The following is a 15,637-nucleotide window of genomic DNA, read 5'->3' as shown; positions in this document are numbered from 1 at the left end:
AAGAGTTAAGCAGGTTCTAAAGTTTTATTTTTTTTATGACTTCAGTTAGCATATCGAGAAGCTTTTCGTTCGTACCGGCCTCTTTCTTATCGCTCTCCTTCATCGACGATTCTTCCCTTTCCGTATCTATATCCTGATTTATAATATGTTCTACATAGTTGTCCAAGACTTTATTTATTTTATCATTAACTGATTTATTATCTCCGGACACATAATAGTACGCCTTTAATATTCCCTCTATTTGTTTTGGTTTATAAAGCAATTTATTCAAAATGACCATCTGCCTTTGGCACTTATGCATTTGATATATAAAAAAGACTATTGATCCGGCAAGAAATAATGAAGGGGAAAGATTGATCCAAATATCGATTATCTCCATTTTAGGGATACTTTCGGTTGGTACAAAGCTGTCTACTTTATTGTAAAATCTGTACCAAACAATAAATAATAATATCACAGCCAATACAATTCCACCAAAATAACTGTTGAACATCCTGGTCAAAAGCTTTCGCTCTTTTTTTAAATCAGTTCCTGAATCATCAAAAGTTTTGAAAGCTTTGGTTATATCGCCAATTCTATTCTCAGTTGCCTCTTTCAACTGTTCTTCCTGCTTTTGCAATTCTATTTTCAGATTGTCCAGCTGCTTTTGATTCTCCTCTAGCTCCAAATCTTTATTTTCTGTACTTGTTATAAGGCTAATTCTTTCTTGTTCCAGTTGTTCTATTTTATCCTGATACTCTTTGATGACCTTCTGTTCTTGCCCATTTTTATCTTGCTTTTCGAGTATTGCTCCCTCAAGTTTTGCTCCTTGAAGATTTGCACTTTGAAGATTTGCACCCCGAAGATCTGCTCCCTCAAGGTTTGCTTCCCGAAGATCTGCTTCCCAAAGGTTTGCTCTTTGAAGATTTGCTCCCCGAAGATCTGCTTCTCGAAGATCTGCTCTTTGAAGATTTGCTCCTAGAAGGTTTGCTTCCCAAAGATCTGCACCTTGAAGGTTTGCATCTTGAAGATTTGCTCTCGGGAGAACTGCCCATTGAAAGCTTGTTTCCCGAAGATCTGCATCTCGAAGATCTGCTTCCTCAAGATTTGCTCTCGGGAGAACTGCCCATTGAAAGCTTGTTTCCCGAAGATCTGCATCTCGAAGATCTGCTTCCTCAAGATTTGCTCTCCGAAGATCTACTCCTTGAAGATTTGCTCTCGGGAGAACTGCCCATTGAAAGTTTGTTTCCCGAAGATCTGCATCTCGAAGATCTGCTTCCTCAAGATTTGCTTCTTGAAGATTTGCTCCCCGAAGATTTGCTTTTAATGGGAATATTATGTTACTGAAAAAGGTCTTTTCAAAATTAGCTCTTTTACCTTCTGTCTTATCAGAACGAATCCATTTTTGATGTTCTTCATATATTTTATTAAACTCTTCTTGTGTTATTGTCCTCATAGTGTTAACAGTAAAATTATGTTGTTAAAGTGATGCAAGTTAATAAAATTTAAAATCAGATAAAATGAATCCTTAATATTATTTTATATAAATGTCGTATATTTCAAGTTAGGTATTATATATGATATTCATTTATTTTATGATAATAGAAAAAGCGGTCAAAAATTAGGAAAATAACAACAATTCTTCTATCTTTGCACCGCTTTTATAAGCCCGTACGTGTGATGGGAATGGGAAGCGATTCTTAATTTGAGTAACACATTTTAAAATTAAACAATGAAAACATTTGAATTGAAAGGCGAAGCAAGAGAAGCTATCGGTAAAAAAGCAACCAAGGCATTTCGCAAAGAAGACAAAATTCCGGCTGTAATATATGGAGGGGAGCATGCTGAAGCTGTTCACTTTACTGTAACAAACAGCGATGTACGTAAGTTGGTTTATACTCCCGAAATTTTCTTGGTAGACCTGACAGTTGGTAAAGAAAATTATAAGGCTATCCTTAAAGATATTCAGTTTCATCCTGTAACAGATGCTATCCTTCACCTGGATTTCCTTCACGTATTCGAAAGCAAACCTATTGTTATCGATGTACCTGTAATTCTTGACGGATTGGCAGAAGGTGTAAGAGCCGGGGGAAAATTATCTCTTGACTTGCGTAAATTGAAAGTAAAAGCTCTTTACGACAAAATTCCTGAGAAAGTACATGTAGATGTTACAAGCCTTGCTCTTGGAAAATCAATACAAGTAGGAGATCTTCATTTTGACGGGCTGGAACTATTGAATGCTAAGAATGGCGTAGTATGTCGCGTTCAATTGACTCGTGCCGCCAGAGGTCTTGCTGCTAAAAACGGCTAATAGATTAATATGAAATATTTGATTGTCGGTTTGGGTAATATCGGCAGAGAGTACGAATATACCCGCCACAACATAGGATTCAGAGTATTGGACGCTTTAGCTAAAGCGTCCAATATTGTTTTTGCAGACAGGCGTTATGGTTTTGTTGCCGAATTGAAAATAAAAGGCCGTACCCTTATTCTGTTGAAACCTTCTACGTATATGAACTTGAGTGGAAATGCCGTGCGTTACTGGCTCAATCAGGAAAAGATACCAATGGAGAATCTGTTGGTAATCGCAGACGACCTGGCACTTCCGTTCGGAACTTTACGTCTGAAAGGAAAAGGAAGCAATGCCGGACACAATGGATTAGGGAATATTCAGTCTGTTCTTAACACACAGGAATATGCCCGTCTCAGGTTCGGTATCGGGAGCGATTTCTCGAGAGGTAGGCAGGTTGACTATGTTTTAGATAATTTCTCGGACGAGGAAGAAGAGGCTTTGCCTGCAAAACTCGAAACATGTGGAGAGATCATCAAAAGCTTTTGTTTAGCGGGAATACAGAATACAATGAATCAGTACAACAATAAATAGTATTCGGCGATATTTAGAAATAATGAGCGTAAACGATAAAATAAAAGGAGAAGTTCGCATCGATAAATGGCTTTGGGCCGTACGTTTGTTTAAAACCCGGTCTATTGCTATAGAAGCCTGTAAGAAGGGGCGGATAACGATAAAAGGGGTGACTATAAAACCTTCACGAATGATAAAGGTTGGTGATATAATAGAGGTTCGCCGTCCTCCTGTGATATACTCTTTTGAGGTATTAAACCTAACGGAAAACAGGATGGGAGCAAAGCTTGTACCCGACTTTATGAAAGATATTACGCCGGCATCACAGCTAGAGATATTGGAAATGTCTAAAGTAAGTGGCTTTGTCGATCGGGCACGCGGAACAGGACGACCAACGAAAAAGGATCGCCGCGACCTGGAGCAGTTTACGGAGGATTATTCTTACTTCGACGATTGGGATTTTGATAAAGAATAATGTGTAAATATTTATTCCATGAATGTTCTATTTTGAAAAAATATATTAATTTTACATTACCGATTGCGAAAGTAGCTCAGTTGGTAGAGCACGACCTTCCCAAGGTCGGGGTCGCGGGTTCGAGCCCCGTTTTTCGCTCAGGCTCTGAAAGACATCAGAGAGAAAAATGGAGATAATAGCTTCCGAATCAATAGATTGGAAGCTATTTTTTTTGAATATACATTCCAGTTAACAGGCTAAGAAAACTTATGCTTAATAGAATTAAGAAATAAAATTTAAACAGTTACTTCTTGTTTTTCGATATCATATTTACTAGCCTTCGGTGAAAAGTTTTTTTCTTAAACCCGTTTATATTTTCAGAAATTTTTGATACCTTTGCACCTTGAAAACATTTCTAATGACTACATTATCAATATATAGTACAGTACCGTCTCCCATTGTATTTCCGTGGGGCAACGTACATCCTTTTGCACCGAGGATTTGAATTTCCAGTATCCTTTTCGGTAGAGTCATAGTATGATTGTGATACGGCTTCAGTGTAACTGTCCTTTAGTTACCGTTGTTGATTATGTGATTTGTGTCGCTACCTTCTTCTTTTATTTTCCTTTTAGTTTCTAAATAACATAAAAATCAGATGAGTAAAATCTATTTTCTCATGGCGTCATTTGCAACGCTATGTATATCAAGTGCGTATGCACAAACGGAATTGAAAATCAGCGAAGGTCAAAGCAGGGTGTTTTCCATAGAAGAAATGTTTAGGCTGGCTGACGAAAACAACCTGAACATCCGGGCGGTTTCTACCGCCGCCGAAGCAGCGAAAGAGGGCGTAAAAACAGCGAAAAACGCTTATTTACCCTCTATTGACGCTTCACTGTCGTTAAGTTACAACGGCAACGGAACAATTACGGACAGGGACTTTTCTCATTCGTTTGTTGCGTCAATCCCGCATTTTGGCAACAACTTTTCGCTCGAAGTTTCGCAGGTGGTTTTTGCGGGTGGGGCAATCCGCAACGGCGTGAAAATTGCCGAACTGCAACAGCAAATCGCTGCCCTGAACGCCGGACAGAAGCGTCAGGATGTGCATTTTTTGATTGCGGGTCATTATTTGGAATTATGGAAATTGCAAAATCAGTTGCAGGTGTTTGAAAGCAATATCGCGCAAACACAACAGGTTTTGGAAAATATGAAAGCAAAAGTAAATCAGGGAGTTGCTTTGCAAAATGATATTACGCGCTACGAACTGCAACTGCAAAACCTGAATTACGCGAAAATTCAGTTGCAAAATTCAATGTCGCTACTGAATAATCAATTAACAGTCGCGGCAGGATTACCGCAATCGGTTGTTATTGTACCCGACAGCAACATTATAAAGACAGTTTTAACAACTGGCAATATACCCGCCCCTGCAACAACATTGGCGGTACAAATGGCGGAAAAAGCGGAAAAAATCGCCACCCACGCCGAAAAAATATCCCGTGCGGAACGGCTGCCGCAAATTGCCCTGTTTGCAGGCGATTACCTCAACGGTCCGGTTACGATTGAAATTCCCGCGCTCAACAAAAATTTCAACTATTGGGCGGTAGGCATCGGTGTGAAATACAGTTTGAGCAACCTTTACAAATCGGGAGCGAAAATCCGGGCCAATCACTTGGCTGCAAGGCAGGCGAATGAAGAAAAAGCTGCCCTCGAAGAACAAATTTCGCTTGCATTGAACGAAGCGTTTGTGCATTACAAGGAGGCGTATGTATTGCTCGAAACAAGAGAAAAAAGCGTGGAACTTGCAACGCAAAACTACAATGTTATTTCTTATCGTTACGAAAATGATTTAGCGTTGATTACCAATTTGCTTGATGCCGCTTCGCAAAAATTAGACTCTGAATTGCAGGCGATTAACGCTAAAATAAATATTATATACAATTATTATAAGATCAAATACATTTCAGGAATATTATGAATAAGAAACAGAAAAAAATTGTAGCCAATGTAATTATCATTGCGCTTATTTTATCCGGCTTGGCGTGGATCGCTTCGCTCTTTATCCACATTGGCGGCGAATATACCAACAATGCGCAGGTGCAGCAAGATATTGTGGCAGTAAGCAGCCGTGTACAGGGATTTATCAGGGAAGTGCGTTTTGGCGAATTTCAATTTGTCCGCAAAGGCGATACGCTTGTTGTGATTGAAGACAGCGAATTTCGCTTGCATTTGGCGCAGGCAAAAGCCGATTACGCGAATGCTTTGGCGGGGAAATCGGTAATGGGAACGACCATTTCCACAACGGCGAACAACCTTGCCGTCAGCGATGCAGGTATTGAAGAAGTAAAAGTGTTGCGTGCCAATGCCGAAGCGGATTATAACCGCTACAAAAAACTGTTGGACAACAACGCCGTTACCCGTCAGCAGTTCGATGCCGCAAAAACGCAATATGAATCGTTGCGGGCAAAACTTGAAACAATGCAGCGGCAAAAACAATCGACCCGCCTTACCAAAGACGAGCAGACACAACGCCTTGTACAAAACGATGCCGCGATTGAAGTTTGCCGGGCAGCATTGGATTTGGCAGCATTGAATTTGTCCTACACCGTTGTTCTCGCACCCTGTGACGGCTACACTTCGCGCAAAACTATTCAGAACGGCGAACTTGTGATGCCCGGACAAAACTTGCTTTTGGTTGTGAGCCGCGGGCAAAAGTGGGTAATTGCCAACTACCGTGAAACGCAACGCAAGCACCTGAGAATAGGCAGTAAGGTGGAAATAACGATTGACGCTTTTCCCGATACGCATTTTGAAGGCGAAGTTGTCGCCATTTCCAACGCCACGGGTGCGGAATATTCGCCCCATTCGCACGATAATTCCATTGGTAATTTTGTGAAAACCGAGCAGCGTGTTCCTGTGAAAATCGTTTTTACAGCGAATAACGACAACGAAATATTGTCGCAGTTAGCGGCGGGAATGAATGTGGAATGCAAGGTAAAATATTGACAATCAATTACGGAAAATGTTATAAGTTTGTAGTTTGAAAATTAAAATTTACGCAGATATATGAATATTTTAGAAGCTAATCGTTTGGTTTTAAGAGAATTAACGGAATTTGATTTTGCCGAATTATGTGAAATTTTGCAAGACGAAGAAGTTATGTACGCTTACGAACACGCTTTTTCCAATGAAGAAGTACAGGATTGGCTGAAATTAAATCAAAGGAAAGTTTATTCTATTATCAGAACAAATAATTTTGCTTCTCAAAAAGTTGCCGAAGGAGTTGGAATGAAAGTGGAGAAAGAAGTAATCAAACACTATTACAAAATGGATATGCTTCACTATATTTATTGTATTGAAAAAATATGAACTCAATTTTTGAAAACAGGCTGTCGCAATATTCGCCGACTACGAAGGAAGAAAAAGACAACGCCACTCACGAGGTAATGCAACAAATCGCATTGGCAGGACTTATATTTCGCAACGCACTGTCCCGCAGGGACAGCACTTTATTAACGGACAAGGCAAACACATACAAATCCAAGTCCCGCAGGGACGATACTTAATACTGTAAAATTATGAGTTACGTCAATCTTCTTATACACGCAGTCATTCGCACAAAAGCAAGCGAACAAACTCTGCCAACAGGAGAAAACGTAAAATTCCTCTATCAGGAAATGTGGGGAATAATCAAAAACAAAGGTGGTTATCTGTATCGTATCAATTCGATGCCCGACCACGTGCATTTGCTTTTTACTATGCCTGCAACAATCTCATTGTCTGAGTTTATGCAAACATTGAAAGGCTCTTCAAGCAAAATTCTAAAAACCATAGAAGGATTTGAGAATTTTGTGGCTTGGGGCGAAGGATATGCCGCACTTTCTAAAAGCATGGAAGATAAACAAAAGATTATCAATTACATAATTAATCAACAAGAACACCATAAAACAGTAACATTTAAAGATGAATACATTGCATTTATCAAGGAAATGGGTTTGGATCTCGACGAGCGCGATTGGGGCAGGTAGTCAAGTGTCGTCCCTGCGGGACTTTTGGGAGAGTGAGTTGCCGCCTGTCCGTAAGCTAAAGCATACGGTTAATAAAGTGCTGTCCCTGCGGGACTTGGATTTGTATGTGTTTGCCTTTAATAAAGTGTTGTCCCTGCGGGACAATACCGCAGAAACACAAAATGGCGTGCAGGACAAAAAAATCTGCGTAAATCCGTTTAATCTGCGTTATCTGCGTGCTAAAAATAAAAAATAAATTAAATATGCAACAACAAAACACCCCCTTTCGCTTTATGTCGTTTAAGGAATTTGTCCCCGACCCGTTGCGGTTCTGGATTTATATTCTGTTTCTAGTCTGCTTTCAATTTTCCAATGGAATGTATTTTTGCGCAATGAACCAGATTGGCGGCGATTTGTCGCTAACGCCAGACGATGTAAAAATGCTCATTAATGCAGGTTTTGTAGGAATGACAATGTATTTTCCTGTTGCCTTCCGGCTGAAATTCCGTTTTACAAACCGCACTTGCCTGATTACAGCCGCTTCGGTACTGATAGCAATAAACCTGATTATGCCGCACATACGTTCACTGCCTTTACTAATGGCTCTTTGCTTTGTGGCGGGATTTTTCCGGCTGTTCGGTACTTTTGAGTGCTTGTCTTCTCTTTTGCCAAAAATTGCCCCTACATACAACTATGCCGTTTTCCTTTCATTTGTGTTTTTTACGGTGCTTGGTTTTGTCCGCGTTTTCGACATAGCAGGTGCATACATCATTTATTTTTATAATTGGCATTATATATATTATGCGACTGTCGGAGCATTGCTTATGGTGGTTTTGGGAGCATTTACATTGATGCGCCCGTTCCGGCAAATGCCGAAAATGCTGCTTTACGGCATTGATTGGCTGGGTATGGCGTTATGGAGTATTTTTCTTTTTTCAGCAATTTTTGTGGTGCAATACGGTGAAGAAATGGACTGGCTGCATTCGCCCTATATTCGCGCGGCGGTGGGAATTTCCTGTTTGTCGTTGGCTACAAACCTATTGAGAATGATGTATATTCGCCACCCTTTTATCGAGCCGAACGCTTTTAAAACACGCAATCTGTTCAATTTGTTGCTATTATTCGTTTGCCTGGATATACTTTTAGCCGCACAAGAGGTTTTACAAAACACTTTTACTACTGTTGTTTTGAAGATTGACCAACTCAGTAGTTTGAATTTCTCTTGGTTTTACATATTGGGAATGTTGTTCGGCGCGTTGTTTTCGTGGTATTCACTTTCAAAATTGAAATGGCACCACAAATTAGTCTGCTTTGTCGGAATAGCGTTTATTGTTCTGTATATCACGCAAATGTATTTTCTGATAACGCCCTATACCGAAACGGCAATGCTTTACATTCCTTCGATTTGTTGTGGTTTCGGGCACGTTGCCGTTTTCATTTCGCTGACAGTCTATGCACAGGCGACCGCGCCGTTCCGCAATTATTTTCAGGTAATTTGCATTCTGGGCTTGATCCGTACCGGCATTGGCTCGCCGCTCGGCGATGCTATTTATGCGCGGGCTTTGGAAGCAGAAATGATTACTCATTCCTCAATGATAGTATCACTGCGCGAACTTTTCGGGTGGAGTATTGTTTTCGGCGTATTTGTGCTGATAATCATTGCCATGTCAAGATTTAAGAATAAAGTCGGAATGCCGATACCGACTTTTCAGCGGATGTATTGGGTAATAATGGGAAGCCGCAAAATTATACCCCGCAACTTGAAATAATTACTAAAAATATGTTTCATATACAAGTGCATGTTTTTTAAAGGAATTTACAATTAGAAATATAAATTTGTTTGATAATTAATCGATGAGTATATTTCATTAAAAGGTGAAGAAGATTAATAAATACAACTAGAATGATTTGGCAATTAGAAAAAAAGAGACTACTTTTGAACCCGAAAAGAAAACAGGTTGCCGGAGGACGCTTGTCTGACAATTTAAGGCGGAAATAAGTAACTAAATCGCTACTTAGTCTTTAAATTGATTTTGGAAAATATTTATCCTCAAGAATATAGCGAAAAGGGTTAAAGCCCCGTTTTTCGCTCGACAGCTGCGCATGTGGCGTAATGGTAGCCGCGCTGTCTTCAGGTGGCAGTGACCTACGGTCGTGGGGGTTCGAGTCCCTTCATGCGCACTGAGAGCGACAAATTGAAGATTTCTTCTTTTTGTCGCTTTTTTCATTTCTGTAACTTCCTATTTCTGTGTTAATTAAATGAAGGAATGAATTATGCTTTGGAGTTCGATAACCTTTGATTTCTTGGTCATAGAAAATGCCTTCGGGAAACACTAAATTTTGTAGTTTTTCCTTTTTTACAATAGCAAAATCTTTCCATAAACTAGCTAATTTACAGGACATTTGAAGCGCATAATCCACATAGGGTTCATAGTTCGATAAATTTATTTCAGCAACTTCAAGTTTTTGCCTCAAGTCGTTCAACGGTGGTGCAAATTCGTTATGTACTGCATCATATATATCTTTTTCTATCTCACCACACCCATACTTAACTTTGGCTGTTTGCACTTTATTTTCTATTTCTGTAATTCTTGTTCTAAACTGTTTCTGTTGATTTATAGCAAGTTTATTCCAATCGTTAAACAAATCCTTCATCATACATGAAAGAACAGGTTTAAACTCATTAGGAACGCTGTATAAGCGTAACATGTTAGAATATTGGTTGTGCATCATTTCTCCCGAATAGTTTTTACAACATCCGATAGTATTACATTTGTAATAGACAAAACGCCCTTTTGCTGTATAGGCTGTTAAGGCTTCGCCACATTCAGCACAAAAGACATGTCTTTTCAATGGGTAGTTATGATTAATACGCTCATGTTTGTAAGCGTATTTTTTCGATGTTACTATACCATTTGCCAAATCAAACAATTCTACTGACACAAGAGGTTTGAAGTTAATTCTTTAATTTATTATTCATTCTAAATTGCTCATAAGTAAGTTGAGCGTACAAATACATCTGGCTTAATACAGACATCAATTCTTTCTCATCTATAAATTCTACATTGTTCTTTTTGAAAATTTCTTCATATTTTCTAATTTGTTCTTCATTAAACATCCATAAAGATTTTACACCTTTATTTTTTCCACAATAGCAATGCTATTGATATTCTTTTTTAAGAAAAATACCAACTAACATATATTAGTAAGCTACTGGGTGACTACTATCTATGTTTGTATTTTAACTAATATTTGCAATTGTGCTATTTTTATTTTTCAGTCCCAAATTTTTGTTAATTTTTTTTCTGGAATTTTTTTAGAAAATTTTTAAAATGGCATATCGACACCTTCAGGATAAAAGTACTCATGTTTCGGGGTATAACTTTTGTTGATTTGACTCAGGATACCTTGGCGTAGGCGGTTGGCGGGGGATACCCCCTCACCTGCTACATTATTACTTTAACTTTCCGCAATGTATTTACGCTGGTTCCTGTTATCTTTTGAATGTTACGAGATATTGAAGATGGGGTATTTGCCTTTTGGGTAAATGATATCCAAACAACCGACAAACGTGTTTATATCCAAGCCGAATTTTCAGCAAAAGAAAGCATCAGTGCAGAAACAGATGTTACATCTAAGTTCAACATCTTATTTCAACGTAACAAAGGTTCTGAATGGTTTGTGCAAGACAGCTATCAATCAGGGAAAATCATTGTTAAAAACGTAGATAATTCTAAAAAGGTCTTAACTGTTGAATTTAAAGAAGCTAAATATCTTTCTAATCTTAAAAAATCAGTTGTCATCAACGGCACATTAGTTACGATACAACCTTTAAGTACCAGCAGTTCCAACAGTTTGGGAATAGCTGTTATTTCATTACTCTTTTCGTCAACTTTTGTTTGACCCAATACGATGTGATTCTTTTCAGCCCAGGCACTGACCATGTGAACGATAGACTTTTTATCTGAAGTACGGCTACCGCACATACTTTTACCATCTATGGCTACCACTTCATTCGCGCATAAATCGGCGACCGAACGTGTCCAGTCCATAAAACACTTCTCCAATTCCTGAGGATCCAATGCTGAGAATACACGATTGAATGTGTCGTGAGAAGGAATACCACCGGGCAGGTGCAGAAACGTTTTGAGCCAGTCTTCTTTAGACTTGCCGAATTCTTCAATCTCATTCCAGCCTTCTGCTCCACAAATTATAGAGGCTATGGCGATAAATAATATATCTTCAAGATCATGCTCGCGAGTTCTTTCTACACGAGGGTCGGTAAGGGTTGAAAAATAGCGAAGGGGACTTTCCATAAAGCGTTTTCTTCGGAAAGACAGTACTTATTCCGGAATTAATAACAAATATTTGATGCGTTTGCCCTGGTCTCATACATTACGGGAAATTTGGAATTCCATTCTTTATTTTTACTAACACAGTTTTTATTATGGAAAAAGAGTTTGATTTTGAAAGTATTAAGTAGAAAGCCCTGGAGCAACTAAAATCAGGCAAGTCTTTATTAGGCAAGGACGGAGCTTTTGCCCCGCTATTGGAAAATATCCTGAATGCTGCATTGAAAGGTGAAATGGATGTTCATTTAGATGAACAGGAACGCATGTCGGGTAATCGGCTTAATGGCCATACTCCTTTTTCTCAATTTATTTATCGGACTTTTTAATAAGTACAGATTCTATCAATTCTTTTGCCGTAAAATTATTTAATCGAATTCCATTCGAAGCCACTGCTGCTCTAACCTCCATAGCTTCATCTCTTGACAATTCTTCCAATAAATATTCGGGACATTGCGGATTTCCGGCAAGTGCAGCACGAACCTTAAAGTCCTTATCTTTAGATAAGGCATCCATAATATTTTTATGTAAATTGGGATTCGCTCCCACAGAAGAACGTACTGCATTATTTCCGGATACGGATAAACTTTCCAATAATGTCTCAGGACAATTGGGGTTTCGGGTTATGGATAGCTGCATATTAACGTCTTCATAACTGGCAAATTTGTTCAGTATTTTATTCGGACAGTTTATATTTGATACAACAGCGTGGTGAATTTCAATGGATTTGTCGCCTGAAAGCTTTTGTAACAGTTTTTCGGGACAGTTCGGATTGGATGCCACACTCAAACGAACTATCACATTTTCGTCCCTGGAGAGTTTATCTAATATTTCCTTATTGGTAGAAGGGTTAGATGCTACGGCTCCGCGTATATTAAATACCTTTGACCGCGAAAGTAATTCGAGTAATTTTTCGGGACAATTAGGGTTAGAAGCAATTCCTGTACAGACCTTCAGATTGTTATTTTCATAGAGACTTGATAAGTAATCTTTCGGACAAATTGGATTAGAAGCCATGGCACAGAGGATGTCCAACGATCCGGAGGCATAAAACTCATCAAACAATTCTTTCGGACAGCTAGGATTAGAAGCAACTGCAACGCTAAAATAAGGAGCATCTAATGCCAGTTTGCGCAAAAGCTCTTTGGGTGTGTTGGGATTCAGAGCGACACTCAAACGGATTAAATCATCTGTGTTTTCTGAAAACAGTAAAAGCAAATCGTTCGGACAAGCAGGATTTTGTGCAACCTTGGAAACCACTTCAACATTTTTATCTCTGGACAAGCGTTCTAAGGTCCAGAGATATTCTTTTTTATACTTTCTTGGATCGTTGTCTCCGGGTGAAGCAGCTGAATATGTACTGTAACTGAAATTAAGTATAAATAGCGATACAATAAAAATGTTTCTTCCTGAAAAATACTCGATAATTGACATTGTTATTATTTTTTATATGTTGTTTTATAATAGTTTATTTCTTTAAGTTTTTAACTGCATCGACACGGACATTCTGTTCATTGTCTTCAGACAGTTTTTTTAATATCTCCGCGGGGGTGCTTGGATTGTTTGCTACACCCCAGCGAACATCCGTATTTGCGTCTTCAGCTAATACAGCCAGTATATCCCAAGGGGTATTCGGATTTTCGGATACAATCCAGCGTACATTTTCATTTCTATCCATTGATAAAACTTTTAATACATTCTGAGGTGTACTCGGATTTTCAGCTACATTCCAACGAACCTCGCTATCATCGTTTTCAGCCAGTATAGCCAATACGTCTTTTGGAGTATTTACATCTTTTGCTATTTCCCATTCGGTAAAATTATTGTCTTCCTCCGATAGCCTCTTCAATATTTCCCTCATTTTATTCCCGTTGGTCGTAACAATATTTATCTTTCCTTCCTCAACTGGGTTTATTTGGGTACTTCCCCATTTTATTTCATTGGCCGCAGTAATTTCCTTTTCTCTTCTCGAAGATTTATTCTCCGTAACTACTGCATTATTTTGTTCTGTATTCTCTAATCTATCTTTATATTCAGGAGAGAAACCATTGGTATCAAGCGTCTCCATAGTACGGAACACTCCCCAACGGACATACAGGTTGTTATCCTTCGACAGGATTTCCTGTATTTGGAAGGAAGTATTTTTGTTTTCGGCAACTCCTTTACGGACACGATAATCGGGGTCTGTGGAAAGTTTACTTAATATATCTTGAGACGTATTCTGGTTACGAGCTACACCGTAACGGATATTCCAGTCATTACTTCCGGATAACTGCTGCAAGGTATGTTCTTGCAGGCCGGAATTCAAAGCTATGCTTAGACGGACGTCGATATTATCCCTGCTATCATAATTTTTACCTGTATTTTTATCCGGATAAAGATCTTCGAACCCAAAGGAGTCCATTATTCCGGTCATAGTACGCAACACTCCCTGACGGACATACAGGTTGCTATCCTTCAACAGGATTTTCTGTATTTGGTAGGAAGTGTTTTTGTTTTCGGCAACTCCTTTACGGACACGATAATCGGGGTCTGCGGAAAGTTTACTTAATATATCTTGAGATGTGTTCTGGTTACGAGCTACACCATAGCGGACATTCCAGTCATTACTTCCGGATAACTGCTGCAAGGTATGTTCTTGCAGGCCGGAATTCAATGCTATATTGAGGCGGATATCAATATCATCATCCGTCTCTTTTATGACAAGCCATTCGGTAACAGGCTTTGTATGATGAATATAAGGCTGTCCCGTAAGTGAAGATGTATTATATCCCTTTATACTATTCGCCTCGCAACAAATGGTAAAAGCAGATACCATAAAGATCACAACTGAATTCGGATACTTCATTTTTCAAAATAGAATTTAAGTTACTTTTATAGGTATACAAAGTTAAAGCGCTATTTACTACTATTAACATAGCTTGCGGCTAATTTGCCCTATATTTTGAAAAATAAAAAGCCGGGAGAGAAAACTCAGCAATTGATGAACTTGTCAGCAACTTTCCTGTCCGTTATCGACCCCGCTTGTCTTGCGCTTGTTTATGTAGTCATAACGATAGCAAAGTAAATATTATATTTCTATATTTAATACTTTTTTTGCAAAAAATATAGAATTCAGCTTAACTTTTTATTCAATAGCATACTCCGAAACAGATATATTCGGAATGACAGATACTTTTTTTCTCTCGAATGCGTCTTGTCCTGAAATAGCGTTACATAAAAAGTATTAACCTGAGTTCCGTATAAGCAACGCTCATTTTTCGCATCTGCTTTGTGGAACAAGAACTTTAGCCCAATGCAAATAGGACAAAGTTTTTGCTATAAAATTAGGAGCAGGATGATTAGCAGAATAACTCCAACTGGTTTGAAAGCTCTATATCTACCTCAATGGCGGGCTTTTTATCGAAAAAGCAATAGGCTCCCAAGGCTGCAATGAGGTTCATGAAGAAGTTTTGAATACTGCGATGCCGGGAATGTTCGATGTCGCAGATATTTTTCAGTTCATCGTTAATGGTCTCAATAATAGATCGTTTTCTCAACATAATACGGTCGTAGAGGGACATCAGCCGATTTTTCATATTCCTTTTAATGCCTGTAACGAGGTAAATTCCATCGTTGAAAAGCGTCTCAAAAAGCGAGGCGGAAATATATCCTTTGTCTCCATAAAGCTTTCCGGAAAGCTTCTTTTTCAGCACATTAAACACCTCCATGCTGCGGTCATCCGTATTTCCCGGCGAGAAGAAAAAGCTGATTATTTCACCCTTGTCGTTGCAGACAAAATGCAGTTTAAATCCATAAAACCAGCCCATTGTGCTTTTTCCACGTTGTGCTACATCCTCAAAAACCTTGTGATTATAGATACGTTTGTTATGGCAAACGCTGATTTTGGTACTGTCCACGAAAGTTATGCCTGTGCATTTTCCGAAACAAACCATGTTCAGGAACAGCATCATTGGCACAAAAACAGTGCATTCGATGGCAACAAAAC

At 38.9% G+C, this 15,637-nt stretch carries 17 protein-coding genes, 2 tRNA genes and 1 pseudogene; 13 read left to right on the top strand and 7 right to left on the bottom strand.

Annotation, left to right across the window (positions count from 1 at the left end; translation table 11 throughout):
• Positions 1–16 precede the first annotated feature (16 nt).
• Entirely contained in the window at positions 17–1,435 is a 1,419-nt protein-coding gene (locus tag ACYPZI_RS09475; RefSeq protein ID WP_459600929.1) for a pentapeptide repeat-containing protein, read from the bottom strand.
• 276 nt (positions 1,436–1,711) lie between these two features.
• On the opposite strand from ACYPZI_RS09475, the gene ACYPZI_RS09470 reads away from it, so the two are divergent.
• The 12 genes from ACYPZI_RS09470 (at position 1,712) to ACYPZI_RS09415 (ending at position 9,481) form a co-directional block, all read left to right on the top strand.
• On the top strand, positions 1,712–2,290 hold the full coding sequence (locus ACYPZI_RS09470; protein ID WP_459600927.1) for a 50S ribosomal protein L25/general stress protein Ctc: 579 nt from the start codon (positions 1,712–1,714) through the stop codon (positions 2,288–2,290).
• A gap of 9 nt (positions 2,291–2,299) precedes the next feature.
• Positions 2,300–2,863: an aminoacyl-tRNA hydrolase gene (gene pth / locus ACYPZI_RS09465; protein WP_459600925.1), complete on the top strand. Its 564-nt coding sequence runs from the start codon at positions 2,300–2,302 to the stop codon at positions 2,861–2,863.
• Between the two features lie 22 nt (positions 2,864–2,885).
• A complete protein-coding gene (locus tag ACYPZI_RS09460; protein ID WP_459600923.1) occupies positions 2,886–3,317 on the top strand; it encodes an RNA-binding S4 domain-containing protein in 432 nt (143 codons plus the stop codon).
• Positions 3,318–3,382: 65 nt separating this feature from the next.
• Positions 3,383–3,455, top strand: a tRNA-Gly gene (locus ACYPZI_RS09455).
• Positions 3,456–3,951: 496 nt separating this feature from the next.
• Positions 3,952–5,271: a TolC family protein gene (locus ACYPZI_RS09450; protein ID WP_459600921.1), complete on the top strand. Its 1,320-nt coding sequence runs from the start codon at positions 3,952–3,954 to the stop codon at positions 5,269–5,271.
• Entirely contained in the window at positions 5,268–6,299 is a 1,032-nt protein-coding gene (locus ACYPZI_RS09445; protein WP_459600919.1) for an HlyD family secretion protein, read from the top strand. Before ACYPZI_RS09450 ends, ACYPZI_RS09445 begins: the two co-directional genes overlap by 4 nt.
• Before the next feature lie 60 nt (positions 6,300–6,359).
• Positions 6,360–6,662 (top strand): GNAT family N-acetyltransferase, encoded by a 303-nt coding sequence (locus ACYPZI_RS09440; protein ID WP_459600917.1) that lies wholly within the window; start codon positions 6,360–6,362, stop codon positions 6,660–6,662.
• Positions 6,659–6,859 (top strand): hypothetical protein, encoded by a 201-nt coding sequence (locus ACYPZI_RS09435; protein ID WP_459600915.1) that lies wholly within the window; start codon positions 6,659–6,661, stop codon positions 6,857–6,859. Before ACYPZI_RS09440 ends, ACYPZI_RS09435 begins: the two co-directional genes overlap by 4 nt.
• Before the next feature lie 12 nt (positions 6,860–6,871).
• Complete coding sequence (locus tag ACYPZI_RS09430) at positions 6,872–7,321, top strand: transposase (RefSeq protein ID WP_459600913.1); 450 nt, start codon at positions 6,872–6,874, stop codon at positions 7,319–7,321.
• Positions 7,257–7,556, top strand: a complete 300-nt coding sequence (locus tag ACYPZI_RS09425) for a hypothetical protein (RefSeq protein ID WP_459601000.1) — start codon at positions 7,257–7,259, stop codon at positions 7,554–7,556. The genes ACYPZI_RS09430 and ACYPZI_RS09425 overlap by 65 nt, the downstream gene beginning before the upstream one ends.
• Before the next feature lie 7 nt (positions 7,557–7,563).
• Positions 7,564–9,069 (top strand): MFS transporter, encoded by a 1,506-nt coding sequence (locus tag ACYPZI_RS09420; RefSeq protein WP_459600911.1) that lies wholly within the window; start codon positions 7,564–7,566, stop codon positions 9,067–9,069.
• 330 nt (positions 9,070–9,399) lie between these two features.
• Positions 9,400–9,481 (top strand) — tRNA-Leu (locus tag ACYPZI_RS09415).
• On the opposite strand, the gene ACYPZI_RS09410 is transcribed toward ACYPZI_RS09415, so the two are convergent.
• The 3 genes from ACYPZI_RS09410 to ACYPZI_RS09400 form a co-directional block, all read right to left on the bottom strand.
• Complete coding sequence (locus ACYPZI_RS09410; protein ID WP_459600909.1) at positions 9,473–10,243, bottom strand: recombinase zinc ribbon domain-containing protein; 771 nt, start codon at positions 10,241–10,243, stop codon at positions 9,473–9,475. The two genes, ACYPZI_RS09415 and ACYPZI_RS09410, sit on opposite strands and share 9 nt — an antisense overlap.
• A gap of 13 nt (positions 10,244–10,256) precedes the next feature.
• Positions 10,257–10,418, bottom strand: a complete 162-nt coding sequence (locus tag ACYPZI_RS09405; RefSeq protein WP_459600908.1) for a hypothetical protein — start codon at positions 10,416–10,418, stop codon at positions 10,257–10,259.
• A gap of 577 nt (positions 10,419–10,995) precedes the next feature.
• On the bottom strand, positions 10,996–11,616 hold the full coding sequence (locus ACYPZI_RS09400; protein ID WP_459600907.1) for an ISAs1 family transposase: 621 nt from the start codon (positions 11,614–11,616) through the stop codon (positions 10,996–10,998).
• Positions 11,617–11,789: 173 nt separating this feature from the next.
• On the opposite strand from ACYPZI_RS09400, the pseudogene ACYPZI_RS09395 reads away from it, so the two are divergent.
• A pseudogene (locus ACYPZI_RS09395) lies at positions 11,790–11,939 on the top strand (IS256 family transposase); the annotation flags it as partial.
• 19 nt (positions 11,940–11,958) lie between these two features.
• Here ACYPZI_RS09395 and ACYPZI_RS09390 read toward each other — a convergent pair.
• From ACYPZI_RS09390 to ACYPZI_RS09380, 3 genes are all read right to left on the bottom strand, one after another.
• A complete protein-coding gene (locus ACYPZI_RS09390; protein ID WP_459600906.1) occupies positions 11,959–13,083 on the bottom strand; it encodes a variant leucine-rich repeat-containing protein in 1,125 nt (374 codons plus the stop codon).
• 34 nt (positions 13,084–13,117) lie between these two features.
• Positions 13,118–14,497: a HEAT repeat domain-containing protein gene (locus tag ACYPZI_RS09385; RefSeq protein WP_459600905.1), complete on the bottom strand. Its 1,380-nt coding sequence runs from the start codon at positions 14,495–14,497 to the stop codon at positions 13,118–13,120.
• Between the two features lie 493 nt (positions 14,498–14,990).
• On the bottom strand, positions 14,991–15,637 hold a 647-nt coding region (locus ACYPZI_RS09380; protein ID WP_459600904.1), incomplete at its 5' end, for an IS982 family transposase.

This window comes from Dysgonomonas reticulitermitis, assembly GCF_054601275.1.
This window is presented reverse-complemented; position numbering and strand designations above follow the sequence as displayed.